This window comes from Streptomyces griseoaurantiacus (genome assembly GCF_036189845.1).
GTDB lineage: Bacteria > Actinomycetota > Actinomycetes > Streptomycetales > Streptomycetaceae > Streptomyces > Streptomyces griseoaurantiacus.
Window position 1 is genome coordinate 2,563,267 of record NZ_CP108326.1, and the last position, 24,637, is coordinate 2,587,903.

The window sequence follows — 24,637 nt, forward strand, 5'->3', positions numbered from 1 at the left end:
AGCCGCCGAAGTGGCCAATTAACCGACATATCCCAGCTCCTTCAGGAACCCGTCCAACTTCTCCGCCGCAGCTTCCCGCCCCACCCGGATCTCCCGCAGCGAAACGGCGTACTTCTGCTCCCACGTCTCATAAGACGCCGCCAACTCCCGCTGCCACCGCACCACATGCCCGTCCAGCTTTGCCGCCAGGTCGTCCCTCAGCAGGTCGAGCACCACCCGGCGCTCCCCCTCCGCGTCCAGTTCCGCCCGCGCCCGGAACAGGCGCGGCGGCTCCTCCCCCAGCGTGGGCGAGTCACCTGGATACGGGTACCGATGGAAGCCAGCCTCAAGGCGTTTGATGTCCGCGCCCGCCTTCGTGCGCGCCTTCTTCACCCGCGTCAGCTCAGCCGTGAGCTCGGCCAGCTCCTCAACTGTCAGAGCGGCGGCTTCCTCCGAGTCGGCCTCACCGTCACCCGCCTCACCGTCGGCCTCGGTCGCCTCCCCGCTCCCGGAGAGCCGCGCGTTCAGCTCCTTGAACCGGGCATCCGCCTCCGCCTTGCGCGCGTCCGCCTCCGCCAGTTCCTCCAGGAACCGCGGAGCGATCGCGGCGACCACCTTGTGGTCGTACGCCTGCCGCCGCTCCGCCGCCGTCCGCGTCCGCAGCTTCTTCGTCCGTGCGTCCTGTTCGGGCGAGAGCAGTGTGTCGACGTTCTCGACCCACCCCTCGACGACACCCCCGAACCCGTTCTCCGACAGCGCGAGCAGGTCGTACTTGGCGTCCCACCACCACCCCGCGACCGCCCCCGCCAACGCGTACCGGTCCAGCAGCCCGACCCGTCCCAGCCGTTCCCCGAACGACGTCATCAACTGTCCCCGCACCGCCATCAGCGCGGCCTTGCGCTCGGAGGACGTGGACGAGGCAAGGGATTCAGGCGTGGCCGCCACCGCCTCCAGTCGACGGGCCGCCTCCTCCTCCCACCACGTGCCGAACTCCGCCCGCAGCGCCTCCTCGCGGGGCCGGGCCAGCTCGCCCAGCTCGGGACGACCGCCCGCCGCCTCGTCCCGGAAGTCGACGTACGCCGGGTCCGCCGGCTCCCGCTCCACGAACAGATCGGTCACCCCGATGCCGTACGAGTCGAGCAGCGGCTTCTTCGCTTCGATCTCCGCGCGCGGCACCCCGCCCACCAGGTGGGCCCGCACGTCCTGCGGCTCGGGCGGCGGCGTGTTGTCGACGTACCGGCGGATGTTGAGGTTGTCGTCGTTGGCGGCGAGTTCCTCGCGGGTCACGATCCGCGAGAAGCCGGGTACCTCCTCGTACGCGTGGAACGTGGAGACGATCTTCTCGGCGTGCTCGGGCAGCAGGATGTTCTGCGCCCGCTCCGCGTGGAACTCGCGGTCGGCGTTGATGAACAGCACCTTGCCCTCCCGCGCTCGGTCCTTCCGGCCGGGCGGGCGGAGCACCAGGATGCAGGCGGGGATGCCGGTCCCGTAGAAGAGGTTCGGCGCGAGGCCGATGACCGCCTCGATGGCGTCCTTCTCCAGCAGCTCCGTACGGATGGCCTGTTCTCCGCCGCCACGGAACAGCACCCCGTGCGGCATGACCGTGATGACCATGCCGCCGCGGGGGCCTTCCCGCTTGGCCTCCCACAGCATGTGCTGGAGGAACATCAGGTCGGCCTTGCCGCGCTCGCTCGTCGCCCCGTATTTGGCGCGCTCCGCCGGGTGGGCCAGGTCCGCGAGGCTGTAGTCCAGGGAGAACGGGGGATTGCTGAGTACCCCGTCGAACCGGTCCTCGTCCGAGCGCGGAACATGCGCCGGCTGCGAAAGCGTGTCCCCGGTACGCAAGTCGAAGCGGCGCACCCCGTGCAGGACCATGTTCATCGTCGACATGATCCAGGAGCCGGAGTTGGCGTCCTGACCGGCGAAGAACATCGACGACGTGACGCCGCCGTGCTCCTCCACGTACTCCGCCGCGTGGATGAGCATGCCGCCCGAGCCGACACACGGATCGTAGATCTTCATGTCCTCGGTGGGGGCGAGGAGCTCGACCATCATGCGGACCACGGCGCGCGGGGTGTAGAACTCGCCGCCCTTGCGCCCGGCCGAGTCCGCGAACTCCTTGATCAGGTACTCGTACGCGGCACCGATCAGGTCGGGGAACTCGAAGTCCTCCGTGCGCAGCCTGAGCCGGCCGAAGTGCGCGATCAGGAGTTGCAGGCGCTGGTCGGCGAGCTTGGCCGCGCCGGACGCGGCGCCGGACCCGCCGATGCGGTTGAAGTCGAGGTGGTCGAAAAGGCCCTTGAGCTTGCTGTTCTGTCCCTCGAGCGCTTGGAGGGCGGGCCGCAGGGCCATCTCGTTGATGTTGTGGGTGGCGGCGGAGACCTTGGCCCATCGAGCCTCCTCCGGCACGTACAGCACATCGCGCTTGCGGTAGGGGCCCGGCTGCTCCAGGTAGCCGGGAAGGTCGTCGTCGTCGAGCTTCAGCACGTCCACGGCGTACTGCCCGACCTCTGCCCTCGCCGCCTCGAACTCGTCGTTGGCCCGCTTCAGGAAGAGGAGTCCGAAGATGTAGTCCTTGTACTCGGAGGCGTCCATCGTGCCCCGCAGGATGTCCGCGGCGGCCCACAGATGCCGTTCCAACTGGGCGAGCGTCAGCTTGGCCACGTACGACTCCCTACGACCCGACCTGTGATGACGGAGAGACCCTATGGCTCCGCCGGGGCCACATCGAAATCAGCGCGTGACGATGGCGAGAATGAGTCAGTAGCTGTCGATGTGCAGCGCCTTCTCCACGAACTCGTGCACGTCCGTGTAGGGGTCCCTGTCCCACTTCGCCACATGCGCCGCGTGCCGGCCGTTCATCTGCTCGGCGTTCTTGCGCGCCGTCTTGTAGCGGCCCAGGATCTGATGCGGCAGGACGATCTTCGGGGTCTTGGCGTCCTGGGAGCCCCGCGGGAACGGGAGCCGCCCGGCCGCACCGCCGCACACCCCGGCGAACGAGCCGCTGACCGGCTTGTAGTGCGCGAGGCGCCACACCTCGAAGCACGGATGCGAGAAGGCGACGCCGATGCCCGCCGCCTTCGCCTGGTCCAGTGCGTCGCGGACGTGCGCGTAGTTGTCGTGGTCGAAGAGGCACCAGACCTGAGGCAGGTACTTGGCCTCCAGCTTGGCGCGCTTCGCCTTGCGGTCCTCCTCGCGCTTCAGCCTGATCGCCTGCTCGACGAGGTCGAGCGGCTTGCGCCCGCTGTCCGCCCTGCGGTTGGCGATGTGCATCTCCACCGGGACCTCGCCTGCGAGGGGGACGCCCTGGTCCTTGAGAATGTCGAGATACGAGGGCTCGGTCACCTTGCCCTCGGTGAAGAGGAAGACCTGGCGCTTGCGCTGCCCGCCCCGCCGGGCCGGACGCTCCCACGAGTCCCTGCCCCTCTGCGCCCGCCCCATCAGTCGCGCCCCGCCCCGTCCGCTCGCTCGCTCGTCCCGTCGTACGCGCCGGCCTCGCGCGCCACCATCAGCCGCCTCGCGATCTGCCCCTCCAGGAGGGCCGGCACCCCGCCGAAGGCTCCCGCGAGGTAGGACTGCGTGAGGTCCTCGTCCTCGCCCGGCTCCGCGTCGGTGAGCGGATACAGCGCGGTCGCCCCGTCCTTGTCCTTCTCCGTCAGCCACACCTGCGCCGGGTCGAGGAGCCGCTCGCCGCTCGGGGTGGTGAGCACCGTCGCGTCGTGCGACGTGAAGACCAGCTGGGCGCCCTTGGGGTTCGCGTACGGGTCGTGGAAGAGCCGGACGACCTCGGCCGCGAAGCGGGAGTGCAGGCTGGCGTCGAGTTCGTCGACGAGCAGGACCGCGCCCTCGTCGAGGGCGAGGAGCAGGGGGCCCAGGAGGGCGAACCAGGAGCGGGTGCCGTAGGACTCCTCCTGCCAGTCGAAGGACACGTCCCCGGCGGCCGAGTGGTGCGTCAGCTTCACCGTGTCCTGGCCCGGCCCTTCCTGGACGACCGTCGCTCCCGTGATGCCGAGGTCGGCGACCTTCAGCAGTTCCTGGATCCTGGCGGCTCTCGGGCCGGACAGTTCCCTCGTGGTGTACCGCGCGCGCTCGTCCCGTTCGACCTCGGGACTGATCATCCAGAAGTTGCGGCGGAACCAGTGGAACAGCGGGGAGAGCTGCGGGTGGTTGTCCGTGCCGGCCGTGGAGAGGAGCAGGGCGTTCGGCCGCGTTCGCCGGACAAGCTGGGCGCGGTCCTTGACCCGCGCGCCCGGCCACCTGAAGACGTCCGACCGGGAGGCATCGCGGTCGAGCCATTCCTGACGGCGACCGCGCGGGTAGCTGTGCAGCCACTCGGACTCGACGCGCTCGGCGCCGAGTTCGAAGCCGTACGTCCAGCGAATCCCGTCGATGACGACGTCGACCTCGAAGAAGGAGGGTTCGCTCCCGCTCTTGGGGGCGAGGGAGAAGACCTGGCGCGGGATGCCGTCGTAGGACGCCCAGTGCGCGTAGGAGTTGAGGACCACGTTGCGCATGTCCGTCATCGCGATCAGCACGTTGGACTTGCCGGAGGCGTTGGCCCCGAAGATGCCGACCAGCGGGAGCACGTAGAGGGAGCCACCGCCCGCGAGATCCACCGGGTTCGCTGATGCGCCCTGCCCGTCGCCGGGCGCGACGAAGGACAGTTCCTGCTCGTCTCGCAGGGACCGTACGTTCGCGACGCGGAACCGCAGCAGCACACCGGCCTCCTCTCCGCGCTCAGACTAGTGGCCGCCCATGACATCGGCCCTTCCGGGAGGTCCGGAACCTCCCGGAACAGTTCCGTCGGATCACTCCGCGCGTTCCGCCGCGATCCGCCGCGTCATCAGCGTCGTCAGCTCGTAGGCCGTGTGGGAGGCGGCGACCGAGGTGATCTCGGCGTGGTCGTAGGCGGGGGCGACCTCGACGACGTCCGCGGAGACCACGTCGCAGGCGGCCAGGCCGCGCAGGATCTCCAGGAGTTCGCGGGAGGTCATGCCGCCCGCCTCCGGGGTGCCGGTGCCCGGGGCGTGGGCGGGGTCGAGGCAGTCGATGTCGATGGAGATGTAGAGGGGGCGGTCGCCGATGCGCTGCCGGAGCTGGTCGGCGACCTCGTCGGCGCCGCGCCGGTAGACGTCCGCCGAGGTGACGATGCCGAAGCCCATCTTCTCGTCGTCGGTGAGGTCCTGCTTGCCGTAGAGGGGGCCGCGGGTGCCGACGTGGGAGAGGGCGGAGGTGTCGAGGATGCCCTCCTCCACCGCCCGCCGGAACGGGGTGCCGTGGGTGTACGCGGCGCCGAAGTAGGTGTCCCAGGTGTCGAGGTGGGCGTCGAAGTGGAGCAGGGCCACCGGGCCGTGCTTCTTGGCCACCGCGCGCAGCAGCGGCAGCGCGATGGTGTGGTCGCCGCCGAGGGTCATCAGGCGGGCCCCGGTGCCGAGGAGGTCGTCGGCGGCCGCCTCGATCGTCTCCACGGCCTCCTCGATGCGGAAGGGGTTGGCGGCGATGTCGCCCGCGTCGGCGACCTGGGCGAGGGCGAAGGGGGAGGCGTCCTGCGCGGGGTTGTAGGGGCGCAGCAGCCGGGAGGCCTCACGGATCGCGTTGCCGCCGAAGCGGGCGCCGGGCCGGTAGGAGACGCCGGAGTCGAAGGGCACGCCCACGACGGCGACGTCGGCGCGGCCGCCGACCTCGTCGAGCCGGGGCAGCCGGGCGAAGGTGGCGGGGCCCGCGTACCGGGGGACGCGGGAGGAGTCGACGGGGCCTCGGGGCGTCTCGCTGCTCATGGGGCGCTGCCTCTTTCTGCGTGCGGTGAGCTGCCCGGCCGGGCGGGGGTTCGGGGTGCCGAGGAGGACCGCGGGCCGGGGCGCGCACGCGGTGGCGTGCGCGCCCCCGACGATAAGGCCTGACCGGCGGAACTCCCCCGGCCGCGCGGCCCCGCGTGACGAGCGTTACGGCCCCGCCCGCGCACCCGCCCTGGACGGCGGTCCCTACCCGTCGGTACCTTGGTGTCTGAGCAAGCGCTTAGACAAACACCGCGCCGGACGTCCGTCACCTCGGACACCGCCGCACCGAAGGACCGTCGGCGCTTGGAGACCACTCAGGGGATCGAGGGAGGCGGCAGTGCGCCGTACGGTGTTCAACGAGGATCACGAGGCGTTCCGGGAGACCCTCCGCGCCTTCATCGAGGCCGAGGTCGTACCGGCGTACGACGAGTGGTTCACGCAGGGCATCGTGCCCCGCGAGTTCTACTACAAGCTCGCCGAGCTGGGCCTCTTCGGCATCAACGTGCCCGAGGAGTACGGCGGCGCCGGCCTGGAGAGCCACAAGTTCGAGGCCGTCCAGTACGAGGAGACCGCCCGCGCGGGCGTCACCTTCGGCGGCTCCGGCGTGCACGTGCTGCTCGCGCTCCCCTACATCAAGATGCTCGCCACCGACGAGCAGAAGAAGCGCTACCTGCCCAAGTTCGTCTCCGCCGAGGAGATGTGGGCGATCGCGATGACCGAGCCGGGCACCGGCTCCGACCTCGCCGGCATGAAGACCACCGCGAAGCTCAGCGAGGACGGCACGCACTACGTCCTCAACGGCGCCAAGACCTTCATCACCGGCGGCGTCCACGCCGACCGCGTCATCGTCTGCGCCCGCACCGCCGCGCCGACCGCCGAGGACCGCCGCTTCGGCATCTCCCTCTTCGCCGTCGACACGAAGTCCGAGGGCTACTCGGTCGGCCGCAAGCTGGACAAGCTGGGCCTGAAGACCTCCGACACCGCCGAGCTGGCCTTCGTCGACGTCAAGGTCCCCACCGAGGACCTCCTCGGCGAGGAGAACAAGGGCTTCCACTACCTCGGCGCCAACCTCCCCTCCGAGCGCTGGGGCATCGCCTTCGGCGCGTACGCGCAGGCCAAGGCCGCGGTCCGGTTCGCCAAGGAGTACGTGCAGGACCGCACGGTCTTCGGCAAGACCGTCGCCAGCTTCCAGAACACCAAGTTCGAGCTGGCCGCCTGCCAGGCCGAGGTGGACGCCGCCGAGGCGGTCGCCGACCGCGCCCTGGAGGCCCTGGACGCCGGTGAGCTGACGGCCGCCGAGGCCGCCTCCGCCAAGCTGTTCTGCACCGAGGTCGCCCACCGCGTCATCGACCGCTGCCTCCAGCTCCACGGCGGCTACGGCTACATGAACGAGTACCCCATCGCCCGTCTGTACGCCGACAACCGGGTCAACCGGATCTACGGCGGCACGAGCGAGATCATGAAGTCGATCATCGCCAAGAACATGGGGCTGTGACCGGCTCCGGCCCGGCCCCAGGCACGAAGAACACGCAGGATAGAACTGACATATGAGTCAGGCACTTCAGTCGCTGCTCGATCTGCTCGACCTCGAGCGGATCGAGCGGGACATCTTCCGCGGCCACTCCCGGCCCGCCGTCGTCCCCCGGGTCTTCGGCGGGCAGGTCGCCGCGCAGGCGCTGGTCGCCGCCGGCCGCACGGTCCCCGAGGACCGGCACGCGCACTCCCTGCACGCGTACTTCCTGCGGCCCGGCGACCCCGGCGCGCCGATCGTCTACACCGTCGACCGCATCCGCGACGGCCGGTCCTTCACCACCCGGCGCGTGGTCGCGGTCCAGCACGGGCAGCCGATCTTCCACCTCTCGGCCTCCTTCCAGCTCTTCGAGGAGGGGCTGGACCACCAGGCCCCGATGCCCCCCGCCCCGGACCCGGCGACCCTGCCCACCTCCGGCGAGCGGCTGCGCGGCTACGACCACCTGCACCCGATGGTCGTCGAACGGTTCCTGGAGGCCCGGGAGGCCGTCGACCTGCGCTACGTCGACGAGCCGCCCTACGGCCGCTTCGGCGAGCCGCGCGAACCCCACTCCCAGGTGTGGTTCCGCGCCAACGGCAAGCTGGAGGGGGCCATCGACACGCCCCTGCTGCACGTCGTCCTCGCCACCTACGTCTCCGACATGACCCTCCTCGACTCCGTGCTGCTCGCGCACGGGCGGGGCGGCTGGGCGGTCGGCGACGTCGTCGGCGCCTCGCTGGACCACGCCATGTGGTTCCACCGGCCGTTCCGGGCCGACGAGTGGCTGCTGTACGACCAGGAGTCCCCCTCCGCCTCCGGCGGGCGCGGCCTCGGCCAGGCCCGCATCTACACCCGGGACGGCGCGCTGGCGATCTCGGTGATCCAGGAAGGCGTGGTCCGCGTTCCGCGGGAACACTGACATGCATGGCGCACACGGACACGAGCAAGGGCACGGGTACCGGCACCCCTGAGGACGGCGGCGGCGAGAGCACCTTCACGGTGCTCGTCGCCGCCTTCGCCAATCTCGGGATCGCGGTGGCCAAGGCCGTCGCGGGACTGATCAGCGGCTCCAGCGCGATGCTGTCGGAGGCCGCGCACTCGGTGGCCGACACCGTCACCGAGGTACTGCTGCTCACCGCGCTCAAACGCAGCACGAAACCCGCCGACGAGGACCACCCGCTCGGCTACGGCCCCGAGCGCTACGTCTGGGCCCTGCTCGCCGCCGTCGCCACGTTCGTCGGCGGCGCGGTCTTCTCCCTCTACGACGGCATCCACACCCTGGCCGAGGGCGAGGAACTGGGCGACCCGCTCGTCTCCTACCTCGTGCTCGCCGTCGCCTTCCTCCTGGAGGGCTTCTCTCTGCGCACGGCGGTGCGCCAGGCACGCGGGGAGGCGGCCCGGCTGAAGGTGCCCTTCGGGCGCTATCTGCGGCGCACCAGCGACACCGCCGTCAAGGCGGTCGTCATGGAGGACTCGGCGGCCCTGGTCGGCCTGCTGCTCGCGGCCGGCGGCCTGCTCGGCGGGCAGCTCACCGGCTCCGGGGTGTGGGACGGCGCCGCCTCCCTGTGCATCGGCGTGCTGCTGCTGTACGTCGCCTGGGTGCTCGGCCGGTCCAACATCGAGCTGCTCGTCGGGCGCCCGCTGCCCCGGTCGGTGCGCGCGGGCATCCGCGAGGAGCTGGTGGCCGGGGAGCACATCGAGGCGGTGCTGGAGCTGACGACGCTGGTGCAGGGGCCGACGGAGGCGCTGGTGGCGGCGAAGGTCGACTTCCGGGACGTGTCCACGGCCGCCCAGATCGAATGGGCGTGCGAGGAGGCGGAGCGGCGGCTGCGGGAACGGTTCCCCTCGGTGCGCCGGGTCTACCTGGACCCGACGCCGGGGTTCGCGCAGCGGCGGGCCGAGGGACTGAACCCCTGGCCGTGAGGCCCCCGGGCCGCCCACCCCTCGCCTGCGCCCTCCCCCGCGCCGTCGCCGCCGGTCAGAGCAGCCCCGCCTGGCCCAGGAGGTAGGCCGTCATCGGGTCGTAGTGGCGGGGGCTCTTGACATGGTCGTCGAGGGGGACGGCGACCTGGAGGGTGCCCTCGGACTCGGCGAGGAAGAGGGCCGGGTCGTTGCAGTCGGCGTACCCGACGGCGTCGACCCCGTCCTGGGCGGCGCGGCCGGCCCAGCCGTGGTCGGCGACGACCAGGTCCGGCGCCGGATCGCCGTCGCGCTCGAGGCCCTGGAGGATCGCCCGCATGGGGTCGCCCGAGTGGGTGTGCCACAGGCTCGCGCCGTGCTCGAGGACGGCGACGTCGGCGAGCTGCCAGACGTAGCCCTCGTCCGTCTGCAGGCCCTCGGGGATCACGACGATGTCGCAGCCGGCGGCCCGCAGGGCGGCGGCGGTCGCGCGGTGCACGTCCAGGAGGCCGCCGGGGTGGCCGGTGGCGAACAGGACGCGCTGACGGCCGTCGGCGGCCTTGCGCAGCCGGGCGGCCATGCGGTCCAGGGCGTCGACGGTCAGCTCGGGGTCGATGGTGTCCTGGCCGTAGCGGTACTCGGGGTCGTCGTTGACGCCGACGCGTTCCGCCATGACCGCGAGGACGTCCTGCTCGTCGGTCCAGCGGTCGCCGAGCTCCAGGCCGAGCCAGAAGTTGCGGTCGCCGTTGGCCAGCTTGCGGTAGTGGGAGAGGTTGTTCTCGCGGGGGGTGGCGACGTCGCCCGCGATGCGGGTGCGGACGAGGTGGGTGACGAGGTCGGCGCGGCTGGGGGGCGTCCCGGGTATCGGCATGCCCCCATTGTGCCGGGGCGCTCCGCCGGGGGAAGCCGGACCTGGGGGTTCGCCCGGGGGCGGGCGACCGGCCCGAGGGCCCTGCGGCGGGTTCGCCCGGGGGCGGCCGACCGGCCCGAGGGCCCTGCGGGCGGCTCGGTGGGTGGGGGTACTTCGCCGTCCCCGGCTGCCGCGGGACTTCCCTCGCCCCCGCCGCCCCTACCCTTCCCGTCCCCGAGGGGCCCCGCCCCTCGCACCCCGGCACGGGGCTCCGCCCCGTCTCGCGCAGTTCCCCGCGCCCCTGAAAAACCACGCGACCGGCACAGTCAACGCCACCGCCAAGGTCACCCCCCCCAGGGGCGCGGGGAACTGCGCGACCAGCCACAACGCACCCGCACCCGCCAGACACACCGAACCCGCCGACGCAACCGACCCGCCACAAGCAACGCCACCCCGAGCGCAACCTCCCCAGGGGCGCGGGGAACTGCGCGACCGGCCACGACGCACCCGCGCCCGCCAGACACACCGCACCCCCCGAGCCCCGCCGCGCCCCCATCCAACCGCCCCAAACAACGCCACCGCCCAGTCCACCCCACCCAGGGGCGCGGGGAACTGCGCGACCGGCCACAACGCACCCGCACCCGCACCCGCGCCCACGAGCCGCACCGCACCCCGCCGCCCCCGTTCAGCCCGCCGCAGGCGCCGCCGCGGCGAACGCGCCGTGCGCCATCGCGCGCAGGAGCGCCGCGGTCGCGGCCCGGCCCGGGAGGGCCCCCCGCCGGCCGAGGTGGGGTGTGCTGTTGAGCAGCCCGAACACCGCGTGGACCGCCGCCCGCGCGGCCGGTTCCAGCAGCGTGGGATAAACCTCCCGCAGCACCTCCACCCACAGCTCGACGTACTGCCGCTGGAGCTGCCGCACGAGCTTGCGGTCGCTGTCCCGCAGGCGGTCCAGCTCGCGGTCGTGCAGGGTGATGAGCGGACGGTCGTCGAGCGCGAAGTCGATGTGGCCCTCGATGAGCGAGTCCAGGACCGCCTCGGGGTCGCCGGCCGCCTCGGCGGCCCGCCGCCGGCCGCCGGTCAGGAGCTGCCCGCTGATCCCGACCAGCAGCTCCGCCAGCATCGCGTCCTTGCCGGCGAAGTGCCGGTAGAGCCCGGGTCCGCTGATGCCGACCGCGGCGCCTATCTCGTCGACGCCCACGCCGTGGAACCCGCGTTCGGCGAAGAGGCGGGCGGCCTCCTTGAGGATCTGCTCGCGGCGGGTGGGCGCGTCGGTTCTCGTGGCCATGCGAGCGATTCTAGACATTGACGTTAGCGCTCGTTAACCTGAGACCCGTGCGTTAACGCTCATTAACACGTGAGGGGACCGCAGGATGCAAGAGGCACCGGAGCTGACCAGCGCGGCGGATCCCGCGTCGGCGGCCTGGCGGGCCAACGAGTCGGGGCACCGCGCGCTCGTCGAGGAGCTGCGCGGCAGGCTCGCCGCGGCCCGCGCGGGCGGCGGCGAGCGGGCCCGCGCCCGGCACACCGCGCGCGGCAAGCTGCTGCCGAGGGACAGGGTGGACACCCTGCTCGACCCCGGCTCGCCCTTCCTGGAGCTGGCCCCGCTGGCCGCCGAGGGGATGTACGAGGGGCAGGCACCGGCGGCGGGGGTGATCGCCGGGATCGGCAGGGTCAGCGGGCGCGCGTGCGTGATCGTGGCGAACGACGCCACGGTCAAGGGCGGCACGTACTACCCGATGACGGTGAAGAAGCACCTGCGCGCCCAGGAGGTCGCGCTGGAGAACCACCTGCCGTGCGTCTACCTGGTGGATTCCGGCGGTGCCTTCCTGCCGATGCAGGACGAGGTCTTCCCCGACCGCGAGCACTTCGGGCGGATCTTCTACAACCAGGCCCGCATGTCCGGCGCCGGCATCCCCCAGATCGCGGCGGTGCTCGGTTCCTGCACGGCGGGCGGGGCGTACGTCCCGGCGATGAGCGACGAGGCGGTGATCGTCCGCAACCAGGGGACGATCTTCCTGGGCGGCCCGCCGCTGGTGAAGGCGGCCACCGGCGAGGTCGTCACCGCCGAGGAGCTGGGCGGCGGCGAGGTCCACTCGCGCACCTCCGGCGTCACCGACCACCTCGCGGAGGACGACGCGCACGCGCTGCGCATCGTCCGGAACATCGTGTCGACGCTCCCGCCGCGCCGGGAGCTGCCGTGGGAGGTCACCGCGCCCGTCGAACCGAAGGTGGACCCCTACGGGCTGTACGGGGCGGTGCCGGTCGACCCGCGCACCCCGTACGACGTGCGGGAGGTCATCGCCCGGGTGGTGGACGGCTCGCGGTTCGCGGAGTTCAAGGCGGAGTACGGCCAGACCCTGGTCACCGGCTTCGCCCGGATCCACGGCCACCCGGTCGGCATCGTCGCCAACAACGGCATCCTGTTCTCCGAGTCCGCCCAGAAGGGCGCGCACTTCATCGAGCTGTGCGACCAGCGCGGCATCCCCCTGGTGTTCCTGCAGAACATCTCCGGGTTCATGGTCGGCAAGGACTACGAGGCGGGCGGCATCGCCAAGCACGGCGCCAAGATGGTCACGGCGGTCGCCTGCACCCGCGTCCCCAAGCTCACGGTCGTGATCGGCGGCTCGTACGGCGCGGGGAACTACTCGATGTGCGGCAGGGCGTACTCGCCGCGCTTCCTGTGGATGTGGCCGGGCGCCAAGATCTCGGTGATGGGCGGCGAGCAGGCCGCCTCCGTCCTCGCCACGGTCAAGCGCGACCAGTTGGAGGGGCGCGGCGAGGAGTGGCCGGCCGAGGAGGAGGAGTCCTTCAAGGCCCCGATCCGCGCCCAGTACGAGCAGCAGGGCAACGCCTACTACGCCACGGCCCGCCTGTGGGACGACGGCGTGATCGACCCCCTGGAGACCCGCCAGGTGCTCGGCCTGGCCCTGACCGCGTGCGCCCACGCCCCGCTGCCCTCCGCGGCCGGCGGCTTCGGCGTCTTCCGGATGTGAGGGGGAGGATGACCATGTTCGACACGGTGCTGGTGGCCAACCGGGGTGAGATCGCCGTCCGCGTGATCCGCACCCTGCGGGCGCTGGGCGTGCGCTCGGTGGCCGTCTTCTCCGAGGCCGACGCCGACGCCCGGCACGTCCGCGAGGCCGACACCGCGGTCCGGCTGGGCCCGGCGCCGGCGGCCGAGAGCTATCTGTCGGTGGAGCGGCTCCTGGAGGCCGCCGCCCGCACGGGCGCCCAGGCGGTGCATCCGGGGTACGGCTTCCTCGCGGAGAACGCCGCCTTCGCGCGTGCCTGCGCCGAGGCGGGGCTGGTCTTCATCGGCCCGCCCGCCGAGGCGATCGCCCTGATGGGCGACAAGATCCGCGCGAAGGAGACGGTGCGGGCGGCGGGGGTGCCGGTGGTGCCCGGCTCCAGCGGCTCCGGGCTCACCGACGAGGAGCTGGCGGCGGCCGCCCGGGAGATCGGCGCCCCGGTGCTGCTCAAGCCGAGCGCGGGCGGCGGCGGCAAGGGCATGCGGCTGGTGCGGGACACGGCGACGCTCGCGGAGGAGATCGCCGCGGCCCGCCGTGAGGCCCGCGCCTCCTTCGGCGACGACACCCTGCTGGTCGAACGCTGGATCGACCGCCCCCGGCACATCGAGATCCAGGTCCTGGCCGACGCGCACGGCAACGTGGTGCACCTGGGCGAGCGAGAGTGCTCCCTCCAGCGCCGCCACCAGAAGATCGTCGAGGAGGCGCCCAGCGTCCTGCTCGACGAGGCCACGCGGGCGGCGATGGGCGAGGCGGCGGTCCAGGCGGCCCGCTCCTGCGGCTACACGGGCGCGGGCACGGTCGAGTTCATCGTCCCCGGCCGCGACCCGTCCGCGTACTACTTCATGGAGATGAACACCCGCCTCCAGGTGGAGCACCCGGTGACCGAGTTCGTCACGGGCCTCGACCTCGTCGAGTGGCAGCTGCGGGTCGCCTCCGGCGAGGCACTGCCGTACGCCCAGGAGGACGTCCGGCTCACCGGCCACGCGGTGGAGGCGCGGCTCTGCGCCGAGGACCCGACGCGCGGGTTCCTGCCCTCCGGCGGCCGGGTGCTGACGCTGCGCGAGCCGGAGGGCGAGGGGGTGCGCACCGACTCGGGGCTCAGCGAGGGCGCGGAGGTCGGCAGCCTGTACGACCCGATGCTGTCCAAGGTGATCGCGTACGGCCCCGACCGGGCGACGGCGCTGCGCAGGCTGCGGGCGGCCCTGGCGGACACGGTGACGCTGGGCGTGCCGACCAACGCGGGCTTCCTGCGCCGGCTGCTGGCCCACCCCGCCGTGGTGGCGGGCGAGTTGGACACGGGCCTGGTGGAGCGGGAGGCCGAGGGCCTCGTGCCGGACGGGGTCCCGGAGGAGGTGTACGAGGCCGCCGCGGCCGTCCGCCTGGACGCGCTCGCGCCCCGGACGGAGGGCTGGACCGACCCGTTCTCGGTGCCGAGCGGCTGGCGCATGGGCGGCCGGCCCGCCCCGGTCTCCTTCGACCTGCGCGTGGCGGGCTCCGAACCGGTCCGGCACACCCCGCGCGGCACGCACCACGTCACCCCCGGCCGCGTGACGGTCACGCTGGACGGCGTGACGCACGCCTTCCACCACGCGGGCGACTGGCTCGGCCGGGACGGTGACGCCTGGCAGGTGCGGGACTACGACCCGGTCGCCGCCTCCCTCACCCGCGCCGCGCACGCCGGGGCGGACGCCCTGACCGCGCCCATGCCCGGCACGGTCACGGTGGTGAAGGTGGCCCTCGGCGAGGAGGTGGCGGCCGGGCAGAGCCTGCTGGTGGTGGAGGCGATGAAGATGGAGCACGTCATCTCCGCCCCGCACGCCGGCACGGTCGCCGAGCTGGACGTCACCCCGGGCACGGCGGTCGCGATGGACCAGGTGCTCGTCGTACTCGCACCACTGGACGGGACAGAAGAGGAGGGCGGGGAATGACCGTGCCGGGACTTCCCATGACCGTGCCGGCGCCGGACCTGCCGGCCCGGGTCCGCATCCACGAGGTCGGCGCCCGCGACGGCCTGCAGAACGAGTCGGCGACGGTGCCGACGGCGGTGAAGGCCGATTTCGTCCGGCGCCTGGCCGGCGCGGGTCTGACCACGATCGAGGCGACGAGCTTCGTGCACCCGAAGTGGGTGCCCCAACTCGCCGACGCCGAGGAACTGTTCCCGCTGGTGCGCGAACTGCCGGTGGACCTGCCGGTGCTCGTGCCCAATGCCCGCGGCCTCGAGCGGGCGCTCGCGCTCGGGGCCACCCGGGTCGCCGTGTTCGCCAGCGCCACGGAGTCCTTCGCCAAGGCCAACCTCAACCGCACGGTGGACGAGGCGCTGGCCATGTTCGACCCGGTGGTCTCCCGGGCCAGGGCGGAGGGCGGGCACGTCCGCGGCTACCTCTCGATGTGCTTCGGCGACCCCTGGGAGGGTCCCGTGCCGGTGGAGCAGGTGGTCCGCGTCTGCCGCGCCCTGCTGGACATGGGCTGCCAGGAGCTGAGCCTCGGCGACACGATCGGCGTGGCCACCCCCGGCCATGTCACCGCCCTGCTCACCGCGCTGAACGAGGCGGGCGTGCCCACCGAGACGCTCGGCGTCCACTTCCACGACACCTACGGCCAGGCGCTCGCCAACACCCTGGCCGCCCTCCGGCACGGCGTCACCACCGTGGACGCCTCCGCGGGCGGCCTCGGCGGCTGCCCGTTCGCCAAGTCCGCCACCGGCAACCTCGCCACGGAGGACCTGGTGTGGATGCTCCGGGGCCTCGGCATCGAGACCGGGGTCGACCTCGACGCTCTCGTCGCCACGAGCGTGTGGATGGCCGCGCACCTGGGCCGGCCCAGCCCGTCCCGCACCGTCAGGGCCCTCACCCCCCGGCCCGACGAACCCGCCCGGACCAACCGGTCCTCCCCGACCTCCCACAAGGAGCAGTGACCCCATGGACCACAAGCTCTCCCCCGAGCTGGAGGAACTCCGCCGCACGGTCGAGGAGTTCGCCCACGACGTCGTCGCCCCCAAGATCGGCGACTTCTACGAGCGGCACGAGTTCCCCTACGAGATCGTCCGCGAGATGGGCCGGATGGGCCTGTTCGGGCTGCCGTTCCCCGAGGAGTACGGCGGCATGGGCGGCGACTACTTCGCGCTCGGCATCGCCCTGGAGGAGCTGGCCCGGGTCGACTCCTCCGTCGCCATCACGCTGGAGGCCGGGGTCTCGCTCGGCGCGATGCCGCTCCATCTGTTCGGCACCGAGGAGCAGAAGCGCGAGTGGCTCCCCCGGCTCTGCGCCGGCGAGATCCTGGGCGCGTTCGGCCTCACCGAACCCGAGGGCGGCTCGGACGCGGGCGCGACGCGCACCACGGCCCGCCTGGACGAGAAGACGAACGAGTGGGTGATCAACGGCACCAAGTGCTTCATCACCAACTCGGGCACGGACATCACCGGCCTGGTCACGGTCACGGCGGTGACGGACCGCAAGCCGGACGGCAGGCCGGTCATCTCCTCGATCATCGTCCCCTCCGGCACCCCGGGCTTCACGGTCGCGGCGCCCTACTCGAAGGTCGGCTGGAACGCCTCGGACACCCGGGAGCTGTCCTTCGCCGACGTCCGCGTCCCGGCGGCGAACCTGCTGGGCGAACGGGGCCGGGGCTACGCCCAGTTCCTGCGCATCCTGGACGAGGGCCGTATCGCGATCGCCGCGCTGGCCACCGGTCTCGCACAGGGCTGTGTGGACGAGTCGGTGAAGTACGCCAAGGAGCGCAAGGCCTTCGGCCGGCACATCGGCGAGTACCAGGCAATCCAGTTCAAGATCGCCGACATGGAGACCAAGGCGCACACCTCCCGCCTCGCCTGGCGCGACGCGGCCTCCCGGCTGGTCTCCGGCGACCCCTTCAAGAAGGAGGCCGCCCTGGCGAAGCTGTACTCCTCCACGATCGCGGTCGACAACGCCCGCGAGGCCACCCAGATCCACGGCGGCTACGGCTTCATGAACGAGTATCCGGTGGCGCGGATGTGGCGCGACGCCAAGATCCTGGAGATCGGCGAGGGCACGAGCGAGGTCCAGCGCATGCTGATCGCACGGGAGTTGGGCCTGCCGAGCTGAGCCCGGCAGCCAAGGGCTCCCCACCGCCGCCTTCCGGCCCGGGCGCCCCCGCACCGCGGGATTCGTCGTCCCGTGGCGGGGTGCCCCTCCCTGGCGGGCGGCGCCCGACAACCCCGCCCCCTGGACAGGGCATGAGGTTAGGCTAACCTACCTTCGAACTCCTCCGGCGGTGAACCCCGCCCCGTTCGAAAGTAGCCACGCCATGCCCAACGCCCGTGCCCTCCGCCCCTCCCGCCGCGGCATCCTCGCCGCCGGCGGCGCCCTCGGCCTCAGTGCCGTGCTCGCGGCCTGCGGTGACGAGGACGGGTCGAGCGGCGGCTCGGGCGACTCCGCCGGGGCGGGCAAGAAGGGCCCCTGGAGCTTCAAGGACGACCGCGGCAAGACCGCCTCGGCCGACAAGACCCCCTCGAGCATCGTCGCCTTCGTCGGCGCGGCCGCCGCGCTGCACGACTACGGCGTCCCCGTGAAGGGCGTCTTCGGACCGACGAAGACCAAGGACGGCAAGGCGGACGTCCAGGCCGGCGACCTGGACGTCGCCAAGCTGACCGTCCTCGGCAACGAGTGGGGCCAGTTCAGCATCGAGAAGTACGCGGCGCTCGCCCCGGACCTCCTCGTCTCCACGATGTTCGACGACTCGGGCACGCTCTGGTACGTCCCCGAGGAGTCCACGAAGAAGATCGAGGCCGTCGGCGCGCCGAGCGTCGGCATCTCCGTCTACGACCGGCAGATGCCCGAGTCGCTCCAGCGGATGCTGGCGCTCGCGGAGTCACTCGGCGCGGACACCGGGGCGAAGGAGATCTCCGCCGCGAAGAAGCGCTTCGAGGACGCCGCCGCCCGGCTGCGCGCCGCCGCCAAGGCCCATCCCGACATCAAGGTCATGGCGGGTTCCGCGAGCCAGGACATCTTCTACGTCTCGGGCACGAACCTCTCCATCGACCTGGAGTACTTCAAGTCGCTCGGGGTCGACTTCGTCGAGCCCAGCGAGGCCGCCAAGAAGGAGAGCGGCGGCTGGTTCGAGAACCTGAGCTGGGAGAACGTCGACAAGCACCCGGCCGACATCATCATGATGGACAACCGGACGTCCGCGATCCAGCCGGCGGACATCACCGAGGCCACGTGGAAGAAGCTGCCGGCCGTGAAGGCGGGTCAGGTCATCCCGCGCAACCCGGAGCCGATCCTGTCGTACGACAAGTGCGCGCCGCTGCTGGAGGACCTCGCCAAGGCCATCGAGGGCGCGAAGAAGGTGAGCTGAGCGCTCCGCCGGGCAAGGGGGGCGGGCGGGGTGGCCCTTGCGCGCGAGGGCCGGGCGGCTCCCGCCGCGCCTCGCCCCCTCTCCCTCCCGGCGACGTGATCGTCCTCACTTCCGCCGGACAACGAGACGTCAAACTTAGGTTAGGCTAACCTAAGTTGAAGCCGTCTCGGAGGGCCCCCACATGCGCTCGCAGCTGCTCACCCACACGACCGCGGAGCGGTACCGCCGCTCGGTCACCGAGGGAGTCGAACGGGTGGCGACCCGCATCGCCGCCGCCGACCGTCCGTTCACCGGAGTCACCGTCGACGCCCTCTCCGCCGTCGTCGACGCCGTCGACCTCGACCGCCCGCTGGGCGACACCGCCGCCGCACTGGACGAGTTGGAGGAGGTCTACCTGCGGGACGCGGTCTACTTCCACCACCCCCGGTACCTCGCCCACCTCAACTGCCCGGTCGTGCTGCCGGCCCTGGTCGGCGAGGCCGTGCTGTCCGCCGTCAACTCCTCGCTGGACACCTGGGACCAGTCGGCCGGCGGCACCCTCATCGAGCGCAGGCTCATCGACTGGACCGCCGAGCGGATCGGCCTCGGCCCCGCCGCCGACGGGGTGTTCACCTCCGGCGGCACCCAGTCCAACCTCCAGGCCCTGCTGCTGGCCCGCGAGGAGGCCAAGACCGAGGACCTCGCGAGACTGCGCGTCTTCGCCTCCGAGGTGAGCCACTTCAGCGTGCGGAAATCGGCGAAACTGCTCGGTCTCGCCCCGGAGGCCGTCGTCTCCGTGCCCGTCGACCGCGACAAGCGGATGCGCACCGCGGCCCTCTCCCGGGAGCTGGAGGAGTGCCGGAACGCCGGACTCGTCCCGATGGCCGTGGTCGCCACCGCGGGCACCACCGACTTCGGCTCCATCGACCCGCTCCCCGGGATCGCCGAACTGTGCGCCCGGTACGCGACCTGGCTGCACGTGGACGCCGCCTACGGCTGCGGACTGCTGGTCTCGCGCCGCAGGCGGGACCGGCTGGCCGGCATCGAGCACGCCGACTCCGTCACCGTCGACTACCACAAGTCCTTCTTCCAGCCGGTGAGTTCCTCCGCCGTCCTGGTCCGCGACGGCGACACCCTGCGGCACGCCACCTACCACGCGGAGTACCTCAACCCGCGCCGGATGGTCGCCGAGCGCATCCCCAACCAGGTCGACAAGTCCCTGCAGACCACCCGCCGCTTCGACGCGCTCAAGCTCTGGCTCACCCTGCGCGTGATGGGCGCCGACGGCATCGGCGAGCTCTTCGACGAGGTGTGCGACCTGGCCGCCGAGGGCTGGCGGATGCTCGCCGCCGACCCGCGCTACGACGTCGTCGTGGCCCCCAGCCTGTCCACCCTCGTCTTCCGCTACATCCCGGCCGCCGTCACCGACCCCGCCGCCGTCGACCGCGCCAACCTGTACGCCCGCAAGGCCCTGTTCGCCTCCGGCGACGCCGTGGTCGCCGGCACCAAGGTGAACGGCCGCCACTACCTGAAGTTCACCCTCCTCAACCCCGAGACGCGCACCGACGACATCGCCGCCGTCCTCGACCTGATCGCCGGCCACGCCGAGCAGTACCTGGGAGACTCCCTTGACCGCGCCTGCTGACCACCCGGACACCGTGCACGACTTCATCGGCATAGGACTCGGCCCCTTCAACCTCGGCCTGGCCTGCCTCACCGAGCCGATCGCCGAGCTGAACGGCCTCTTCCTGGAGTCGAAGCCCGCCTTCTCCTGGCACTCCGGGATGTTCCTCGACGGGGCCCACCTCCAGACCCCGTTCATGTCGGACCTGGTCACCCTGGCCGACCCCACCTCCCCGTACTCCTTCCTCAACTACCTCAAGGAGTCCGGGCGGCTGTACTCCTTCTACATCCGGGAGAACTTCTACCCGCTGCGCGTCGAGTACGACGACTACTGCCGCTGGGCCGCGGCGCAGCTCAGCAGCGTCCGCTACGGCACCACCGTCACCGAGGTGACGTACGAGGAGGCGGACGCGCTCTACCGGGTGCGCACCGGCACCGGCGACGTCCACCTCGCCCGCCGGCTGGTCCTCGGCACCGGCACCCCGCCCCACGTCCCCGAGCCGTGCCGCGACCTGCCGGGCGACTGGATCCACAACTCCCGCTACCTGGAGCACCGTTCCGAGCTGGTGCGCAAGAAGTCGATCACGCTGGTCGGCAGCGGCCAGTCCGCCGCCGAGATCTACCACGACCTGCTCGGCGAGATCGACGTGCACGGCTACCGGCTCAACTGGGTCACCCGCTCCCCGCGCTTCTTCCCGCTGGAGTACACCAAGCTCACCCTGGAGATGACCTCACCGGAGTACGTCGACTACTTCCACGCGCTGCCCGAGGACACCCGCTACCGCCTCACCGAGCGGCAGAAGGGCCTGTTCAAGGGCATCGACGGGGCCCTGATCGACGAGATCTTCGACACGCTGTACCGGAAGAACCTCGGCGGCGCCGTCCCCACCCGGCTGCTCACCAACTCCTCCCTCACCAGCGCCCGGCACGAGGAGGGCGGCTACGTCCTCGGCTTCCGGCAGGAGGAGCAGGGCAAGGACTTCGAGCTGCGCTCCGAGGGCCTGGTCCTCGCCACCGGCTACCGCTACCGCGCACCGGACTTCCTCGCCCCGGTCGCCGACCGGCTGCGCCAGGACTCGCGGGGCAACTTCGACGTCTCGCGCACCTACGCGATCGACGTCACCGGCAACGGCGTCTTCCTGCAGAACGCCGGCGTCCACGCCCACTCGGTCACCTCCCCCGACCTGGGCATGGGCCCCTACCGCAACAGCGTCATCATCCGGGAGCTGCTCGGCCGGGAGTACTACCCCGTGGAGAAGTCGATCGCGTTCCAGGAGTTCGCCGTATGAGCACGCACACCGCCGGTGCCGTGGGCACCCTCACCCTGCGCCCCCTCGACCCGCTGCGCGAGGCCGAACTGCTGCACGGCTGGGTCACCCACCCCAAGTCCGCGTTCTGGATGATGCAGGACGCCCGCCTGGAGGACGTCGAGCGCGCGTACATGGAGATCGCCGCCGACCCGTACCACGAGGCCTTCCTCGGCCTGCACGAGGACGTCCCGGCGTTCCTGATGGAGCGGTACGACCCCGCCCACCGCGAGCTGGCCGGCCTCTACGAGCCCGAACCGGGCGACGTCGGCATGCACTTCCTGGTCGCCCCGACCGACCGGCCCGTGCACGGCTTCACCCGCGCGGTCCTCACCGCCGTCATGCGGCACCTCTTCGAGGACCCGGCCACCACCCGGGTCGTGGTCGAGCCCGACGTGCGCAACACGGCCGTCCAGGCCCTCAACGCGGCCGTCGGCTTCGTGCCCGAGCGGGAGATCGAGAAGCCCGAGAAGCGGGCGCTGCTCAGCTTCTGCACCCGGGAGCGCTTCGAGCAGGCGGTGGCCGTCCGATGAGCCTCTCCGACGCCGTGTCCCACCTGACCCCCGCGCACTGGGAGCGGGCCAACCGGCTGCTGCTCCGCAAGGCGCTCGCCGAGTTCGCCCACGAGCGGCTGCTCACCCCCGAGGCGGACGGCGAGGGCTACCTCGTCCGCAGCGACGACGGCCGCACGGCCTACCGCTTCACCGCCCGCCGCCACGCCCTCGACCACTGGACGGTGGACGCCGACTCCGTCACCCGCCACCGCGAGGGCGCCGAACTCCCACTCGACGCGCTCGACTTCTTCATCGAGATGCGCGGCACGCTGGGGCTGAGCGAGGCGATCCTGCCGGTCTACCTGGAGGAGATCTCCTCCACCCTCTCCAGCACCTGCTACAAGCTCGCCAAACCACCGGTCACCGCCGCCGAGCTGGCCCGCGCCTCCTTCCAGGAGGTGGAGACCGGCATGACCGAGGGCCACCCCTGCTTCGTCGCGAACAACGGGCGGCTCGGCTTCGGCGTCCACGAGTACCTGTCCTACGCGCCGGAGACCGCGAGCCCGGTCCGCCTGGTGTGGCTCGCGGCGCACCGCTCCCGGGCGGCGTTCACGGCCGGCGAGGGCATCGCCTACGAGTCCTTCGTGCGCGGGGAACTGGGCGCGGCGACGCTCGCCCGCTTCGAGGACACCCTGCGCGCCCAGGGCCTCGACCCGGCCGACTACCTCCTCCTGCCCGTCCACCCCTGGCAGTGGTGGAACAAGCTCTCCGTCACCTTCGCCGCCGAGGTCGCCCGCCGGAACCTGGTGTGCCTGGGCGAGAGCGAGGACGAGTACCTGGCCCAGCAGTCCATCCGGACCTTCTTCAACACGAGCCACCCCCGCAAGCACTACGTCAAGACCGCGCTGTCGGTCCTGAACATGGGCTTCATGCGGGGTCTGTCGGCGGCGTACATGGAGGCGACCCCGGCGATCAACGACTGGCTGGCCCGGCTCGTCGAGGGCGACCCCGTGCTGAAGGCCACCGGCGTCTCGGTCATCCGCGAGCGGGCGGCCGTCGGCTACCGGCACCTGGAGTACGAGGCGGCCACCGACCGGTACTCCCCGTACCGCAAGATGCTCGCCGCGCTGTGGCGGGAGAGCCCGGTCCCCTCGCTGGAGGAGGGCGAGACCACCGCCACGATGGCCTCCCTGCTGCACGTGGACCACGAGGGCGGCTCCTTCGCCGCCGCCCTGGTCGACCGCTCGGGGCTGCCCGCGCGGGAGTGGCTGCGCGGCTATCTGCGCGCCTACCTCACCCCGCTGCTGCACTCCTTCTACGCCTACGACCTCGCGTTCATGCCGCACGGCGAGAACGTCATCCTGGTGCTGAAGGACGGGGCGGTCCGCCGCGCGATCCACAAGGACATCGCGGAGGAGATCGTGGTCATGGACCCGGGCGCGGTGCTCCCGCCCGGGGTGGACCGCATCCGCGTCGACGTGCCCGAGGACCAGAAGGCGCTGTGCCTCTTCACGGACGTCTTCGACTGCTTCTTCCGCTTCCTCGCCCCGATCCTCGCCGACGCGGCGGTCCTGACGGAGGACGACTTCTGGCGGACGGTGGCCGAGGTGGTGCGCGCGTATCAGGAGAGCGTGCCGGAACTGGCGGAGAAGTTCCGCCGGTACGACATGTTCGCCCCCGAGTTCGCCCTGTCCTGCCTCAACCGCCTCCAGCTCCGCGACAACCGCCAGATGGTGGACCTCTCGGACCCTTCGGCGGCCCTGCAACTGGTGGGCACGCTCGCCAACCCGCTCGCCGGCCGCTGAGCCGGAACCGCGACCGCGTCCCGGGACGGTCCCCCGGGACGCGGTCGCGGTCGCGGTTCCGGGCGGGTCCGGGACGCGGTTCCGGGCGGACGCCTCAGCCGGGGAGGCCGAAGAGCCGGGCCGCGTTGTCGTGGCACACCGCGCGCAGCCAGTCGGGTCCGAGGCCCAGGCGCTCCAGGGCCTGGAGCTGGTGCAGATAGGGATAGGGGATGTTGGGGAAGTCGGTGCCGAGCAGTATCCGGTCGCCGAGGTCCGCGAGGCGGGGCAGGGCCCGCGCCGGGAACGGCATGAAGTCCTCGGTGAAGTCGGTGAACGCCATCGTGGTGTCGAGCCGCACCTGCGGATACCGCTCGGCCAGGCCGAGGAACTCCTCGTACTCGGGCATCCCCAGATGCGCGACGACCAGCCGCAGCCGCGGGTGCCGGGCGAGCACCCGGGCCACGGGTTCGGGTCCGGTGTGCTTGCCGGGCGCGGGCCCGGAGCCGCAGTGGACCACCACCGGTACCCCGGCCTCCGCGAGCAGCCCCCACACCGGCGTCAGCCGTGGGTCGGCGGGATCGTACGCCCCGACCTGCACATGGGCCTTGAACACCCGGGCACCCGCCTCGACGGCCTCGCGGACGTAGGTCTCGACGCCGGGTTCGGGGTGGAAGGTGGCGGTGTGCAGGCAGTCGGGGGTGCGGCGGGCGAACCCGGCCGCCCAGCCGTTCAGCCACTCGGCCATGCCCGGTTTGTGCGGGTAGAGCATCGAGGTGAAGGCCCGTACGCCGAACTCCCGCAGCCGGGCGGTGCGTTCGGCCTCCTCGGCGCGGTAGGTGATCGGCCAGGCCCGGCCGCCGACCAGCGGGCCGTTGGCGTCGAAGTAGTCCCACACCTTGCGCAGGACGCGCTCGGGCATGAAGTGGGTGTGCACGTCGATCAGCCCGGGCAGCCCGAGGCCGCCCCAGAAGCGGCACACCTCGGCGCTCTCCCCGCTCACGCCCGGCCCGCCCCTCTCACCCCTCTCGCCCATCCCACCCATCCCGACCGCACGGGGCGCACCCACCTGGCGTCA

At 72.0% G+C, this 24,637-nt stretch carries 19 protein-coding genes; 12 read left to right on the forward strand and 7 right to left on the reverse strand.

Annotated elements, in window-relative coordinates; translation table 11 throughout:
* Positions 1 to 18: 18 nt before the first annotated feature.
* The 4 genes from OHB09_RS11330 to speB all read right to left on the reverse strand — a co-directional run bounded on the left by OHB09_RS11330 (position 19) and on the right by speB (position 5,756).
* A complete protein-coding gene (locus OHB09_RS11330; RefSeq protein ID WP_328921927.1) occupies positions 19 to 2,643 on the reverse strand; it encodes a class I SAM-dependent DNA methyltransferase in 2,625 nt (874 codons plus the stop codon).
* Positions 2,644 to 2,739: 96 nt separating this feature from the next.
* Positions 2,740 to 3,420, reverse strand: coding sequence for an RloB family protein (locus tag OHB09_RS11335; RefSeq protein WP_328921928.1), 681 nt, complete (start codon positions 3,418 to 3,420; stop codon positions 2,740 to 2,742).
* Positions 3,420 to 4,697: an AAA family ATPase gene (locus OHB09_RS11340; protein ID WP_328921929.1), complete on the reverse strand. Its 1,278-nt coding sequence runs from the start codon at positions 4,695 to 4,697 to the stop codon at positions 3,420 to 3,422. Before OHB09_RS11340 ends, OHB09_RS11335 begins: the two co-directional genes overlap by 1 nt.
* A gap of 90 nt (positions 4,698 to 4,787) precedes the next feature.
* Positions 4,788 to 5,756: an agmatinase gene (gene speB / locus OHB09_RS11345; RefSeq protein WP_006140608.1), complete on the reverse strand. Its 969-nt coding sequence runs from the start codon at positions 5,754 to 5,756 to the stop codon at positions 4,788 to 4,790.
* A gap of 337 nt (positions 5,757 to 6,093) precedes the next feature.
* Here speB and OHB09_RS11350 point away from each other — a divergent pair, with 337 nt between their 5' ends.
* The 3 genes from OHB09_RS11350 to OHB09_RS11360 are packed head-to-tail and all read left to right on the forward strand — an operon-like array spanning position 6,094 to position 9,189.
* Positions 6,094 to 7,251, forward strand: coding sequence for an acyl-CoA dehydrogenase family protein (locus tag OHB09_RS11350; RefSeq protein WP_006140609.1), 1,158 nt, complete (start codon positions 6,094 to 6,096; stop codon positions 7,249 to 7,251).
* 52 nt (positions 7,252 to 7,303) lie between these two features.
* Entirely contained in the window at positions 7,304 to 8,185 is an 882-nt protein-coding gene (locus OHB09_RS11355; protein ID WP_006140610.1) for an acyl-CoA thioesterase, read from the forward strand.
* A 5-nt stretch (positions 8,186 to 8,190) separates the two neighbouring features.
* Entirely contained in the window at positions 8,191 to 9,189 is a 999-nt protein-coding gene (locus tag OHB09_RS11360) for a cation diffusion facilitator family transporter (RefSeq protein WP_006140612.1), read from the forward strand.
* 55 nt (positions 9,190 to 9,244) lie between these two features.
* On the opposite strand, the gene OHB09_RS11365 is transcribed toward OHB09_RS11360, so the two are convergent.
* Positions 9,245 to 10,036 (reverse strand): phosphatase, encoded by a 792-nt coding sequence (locus OHB09_RS11365; protein ID WP_093589181.1) that lies wholly within the window; start codon positions 10,034 to 10,036, stop codon positions 9,245 to 9,247.
* Positions 10,037 to 10,700: 664 nt separating this feature from the next.
* Positions 10,701 to 11,300 (reverse strand): SACE_7040 family transcriptional regulator, encoded by a 600-nt coding sequence (locus OHB09_RS11370; RefSeq protein ID WP_167795931.1) that lies wholly within the window; start codon positions 11,298 to 11,300, stop codon positions 10,701 to 10,703.
* 85 nt (positions 11,301 to 11,385) lie between these two features.
* On the opposite strand from OHB09_RS11370, the gene OHB09_RS11375 reads away from it, so the two are divergent.
* From OHB09_RS11375 to OHB09_RS11415, 9 genes are all read left to right on the forward strand, one after another.
* The gene (locus OHB09_RS11375; protein ID WP_191853129.1) at positions 11,386 to 13,008 is read left to right on the forward strand and encodes a carboxyl transferase domain-containing protein; all 1,623 of its coding nucleotides are present in this window, start codon (positions 11,386 to 11,388) and stop codon (positions 13,006 to 13,008) included.
* Positions 13,009 to 13,022: 14 nt separating this feature from the next.
* Positions 13,023 to 14,972: an acetyl-CoA carboxylase biotin carboxylase subunit gene (locus OHB09_RS11380; RefSeq protein WP_191853253.1), complete on the forward strand. Its 1,950-nt coding sequence runs from the start codon at positions 13,023 to 13,025 to the stop codon at positions 14,970 to 14,972.
* Positions 14,969 to 15,958 carry a hydroxymethylglutaryl-CoA lyase gene (locus OHB09_RS11385; protein ID WP_006140619.1) on the forward strand — a complete coding sequence of 330 codons (990 nt, stop codon included), beginning with the start codon at positions 14,969 to 14,971 and terminating at the stop codon, positions 15,956 to 15,958. Before OHB09_RS11380 ends, OHB09_RS11385 begins: the two co-directional genes overlap by 4 nt.
* A 4-nt stretch (positions 15,959 to 15,962) precedes the next feature.
* Entirely contained in the window at positions 15,963 to 17,123 is a 1,161-nt protein-coding gene (locus OHB09_RS11390) for an acyl-CoA dehydrogenase family protein (RefSeq protein WP_006140620.1), read from the forward strand.
* Between the two features lie 202 nt (positions 17,124 to 17,325).
* Positions 17,326 to 18,375, forward strand: a complete 1,050-nt coding sequence (locus OHB09_RS11395) for an ABC transporter substrate-binding protein (protein ID WP_093589170.1) — start codon at positions 17,326 to 17,328, stop codon at positions 18,373 to 18,375.
* A gap of 181 nt (positions 18,376 to 18,556) precedes the next feature.
* On the forward strand, positions 18,557 to 19,999 hold the full coding sequence (locus OHB09_RS11400) for a pyridoxal phosphate-dependent decarboxylase family protein (RefSeq protein ID WP_191853130.1): 1,443 nt from the start codon (positions 18,557 to 18,559) through the stop codon (positions 19,997 to 19,999).
* Positions 19,983 to 21,266 (forward strand): lysine N(6)-hydroxylase/L-ornithine N(5)-oxygenase family protein, encoded by a 1,284-nt coding sequence (locus OHB09_RS11405; RefSeq protein WP_328921930.1) that lies wholly within the window; start codon positions 19,983 to 19,985, stop codon positions 21,264 to 21,266. Before OHB09_RS11400 ends, OHB09_RS11405 begins: the two co-directional genes overlap by 17 nt.
* Complete coding sequence (locus OHB09_RS11410) at positions 21,263 to 21,817, forward strand: GNAT family N-acetyltransferase (protein WP_006140625.1); 555 nt, start codon at positions 21,263 to 21,265, stop codon at positions 21,815 to 21,817. The genes OHB09_RS11405 and OHB09_RS11410 overlap by 4 nt, the downstream gene beginning before the upstream one ends.
* A complete protein-coding gene (locus OHB09_RS11415; RefSeq protein WP_328921931.1) occupies positions 21,814 to 23,583 on the forward strand; it encodes an IucA/IucC family protein in 1,770 nt (589 codons plus the stop codon). The genes OHB09_RS11410 and OHB09_RS11415 overlap by 4 nt, the downstream gene beginning before the upstream one ends.
* A gap of 94 nt (positions 23,584 to 23,677) precedes the next feature.
* On the opposite strand, the gene OHB09_RS11420 is transcribed toward OHB09_RS11415, so the two are convergent.
* Entirely contained in the window at positions 23,678 to 24,604 is a 927-nt protein-coding gene (locus tag OHB09_RS11420) for an amidohydrolase family protein (protein ID WP_407077359.1), read from the reverse strand.
* Positions 24,605 to 24,637 lie beyond the last annotated feature (33 nt).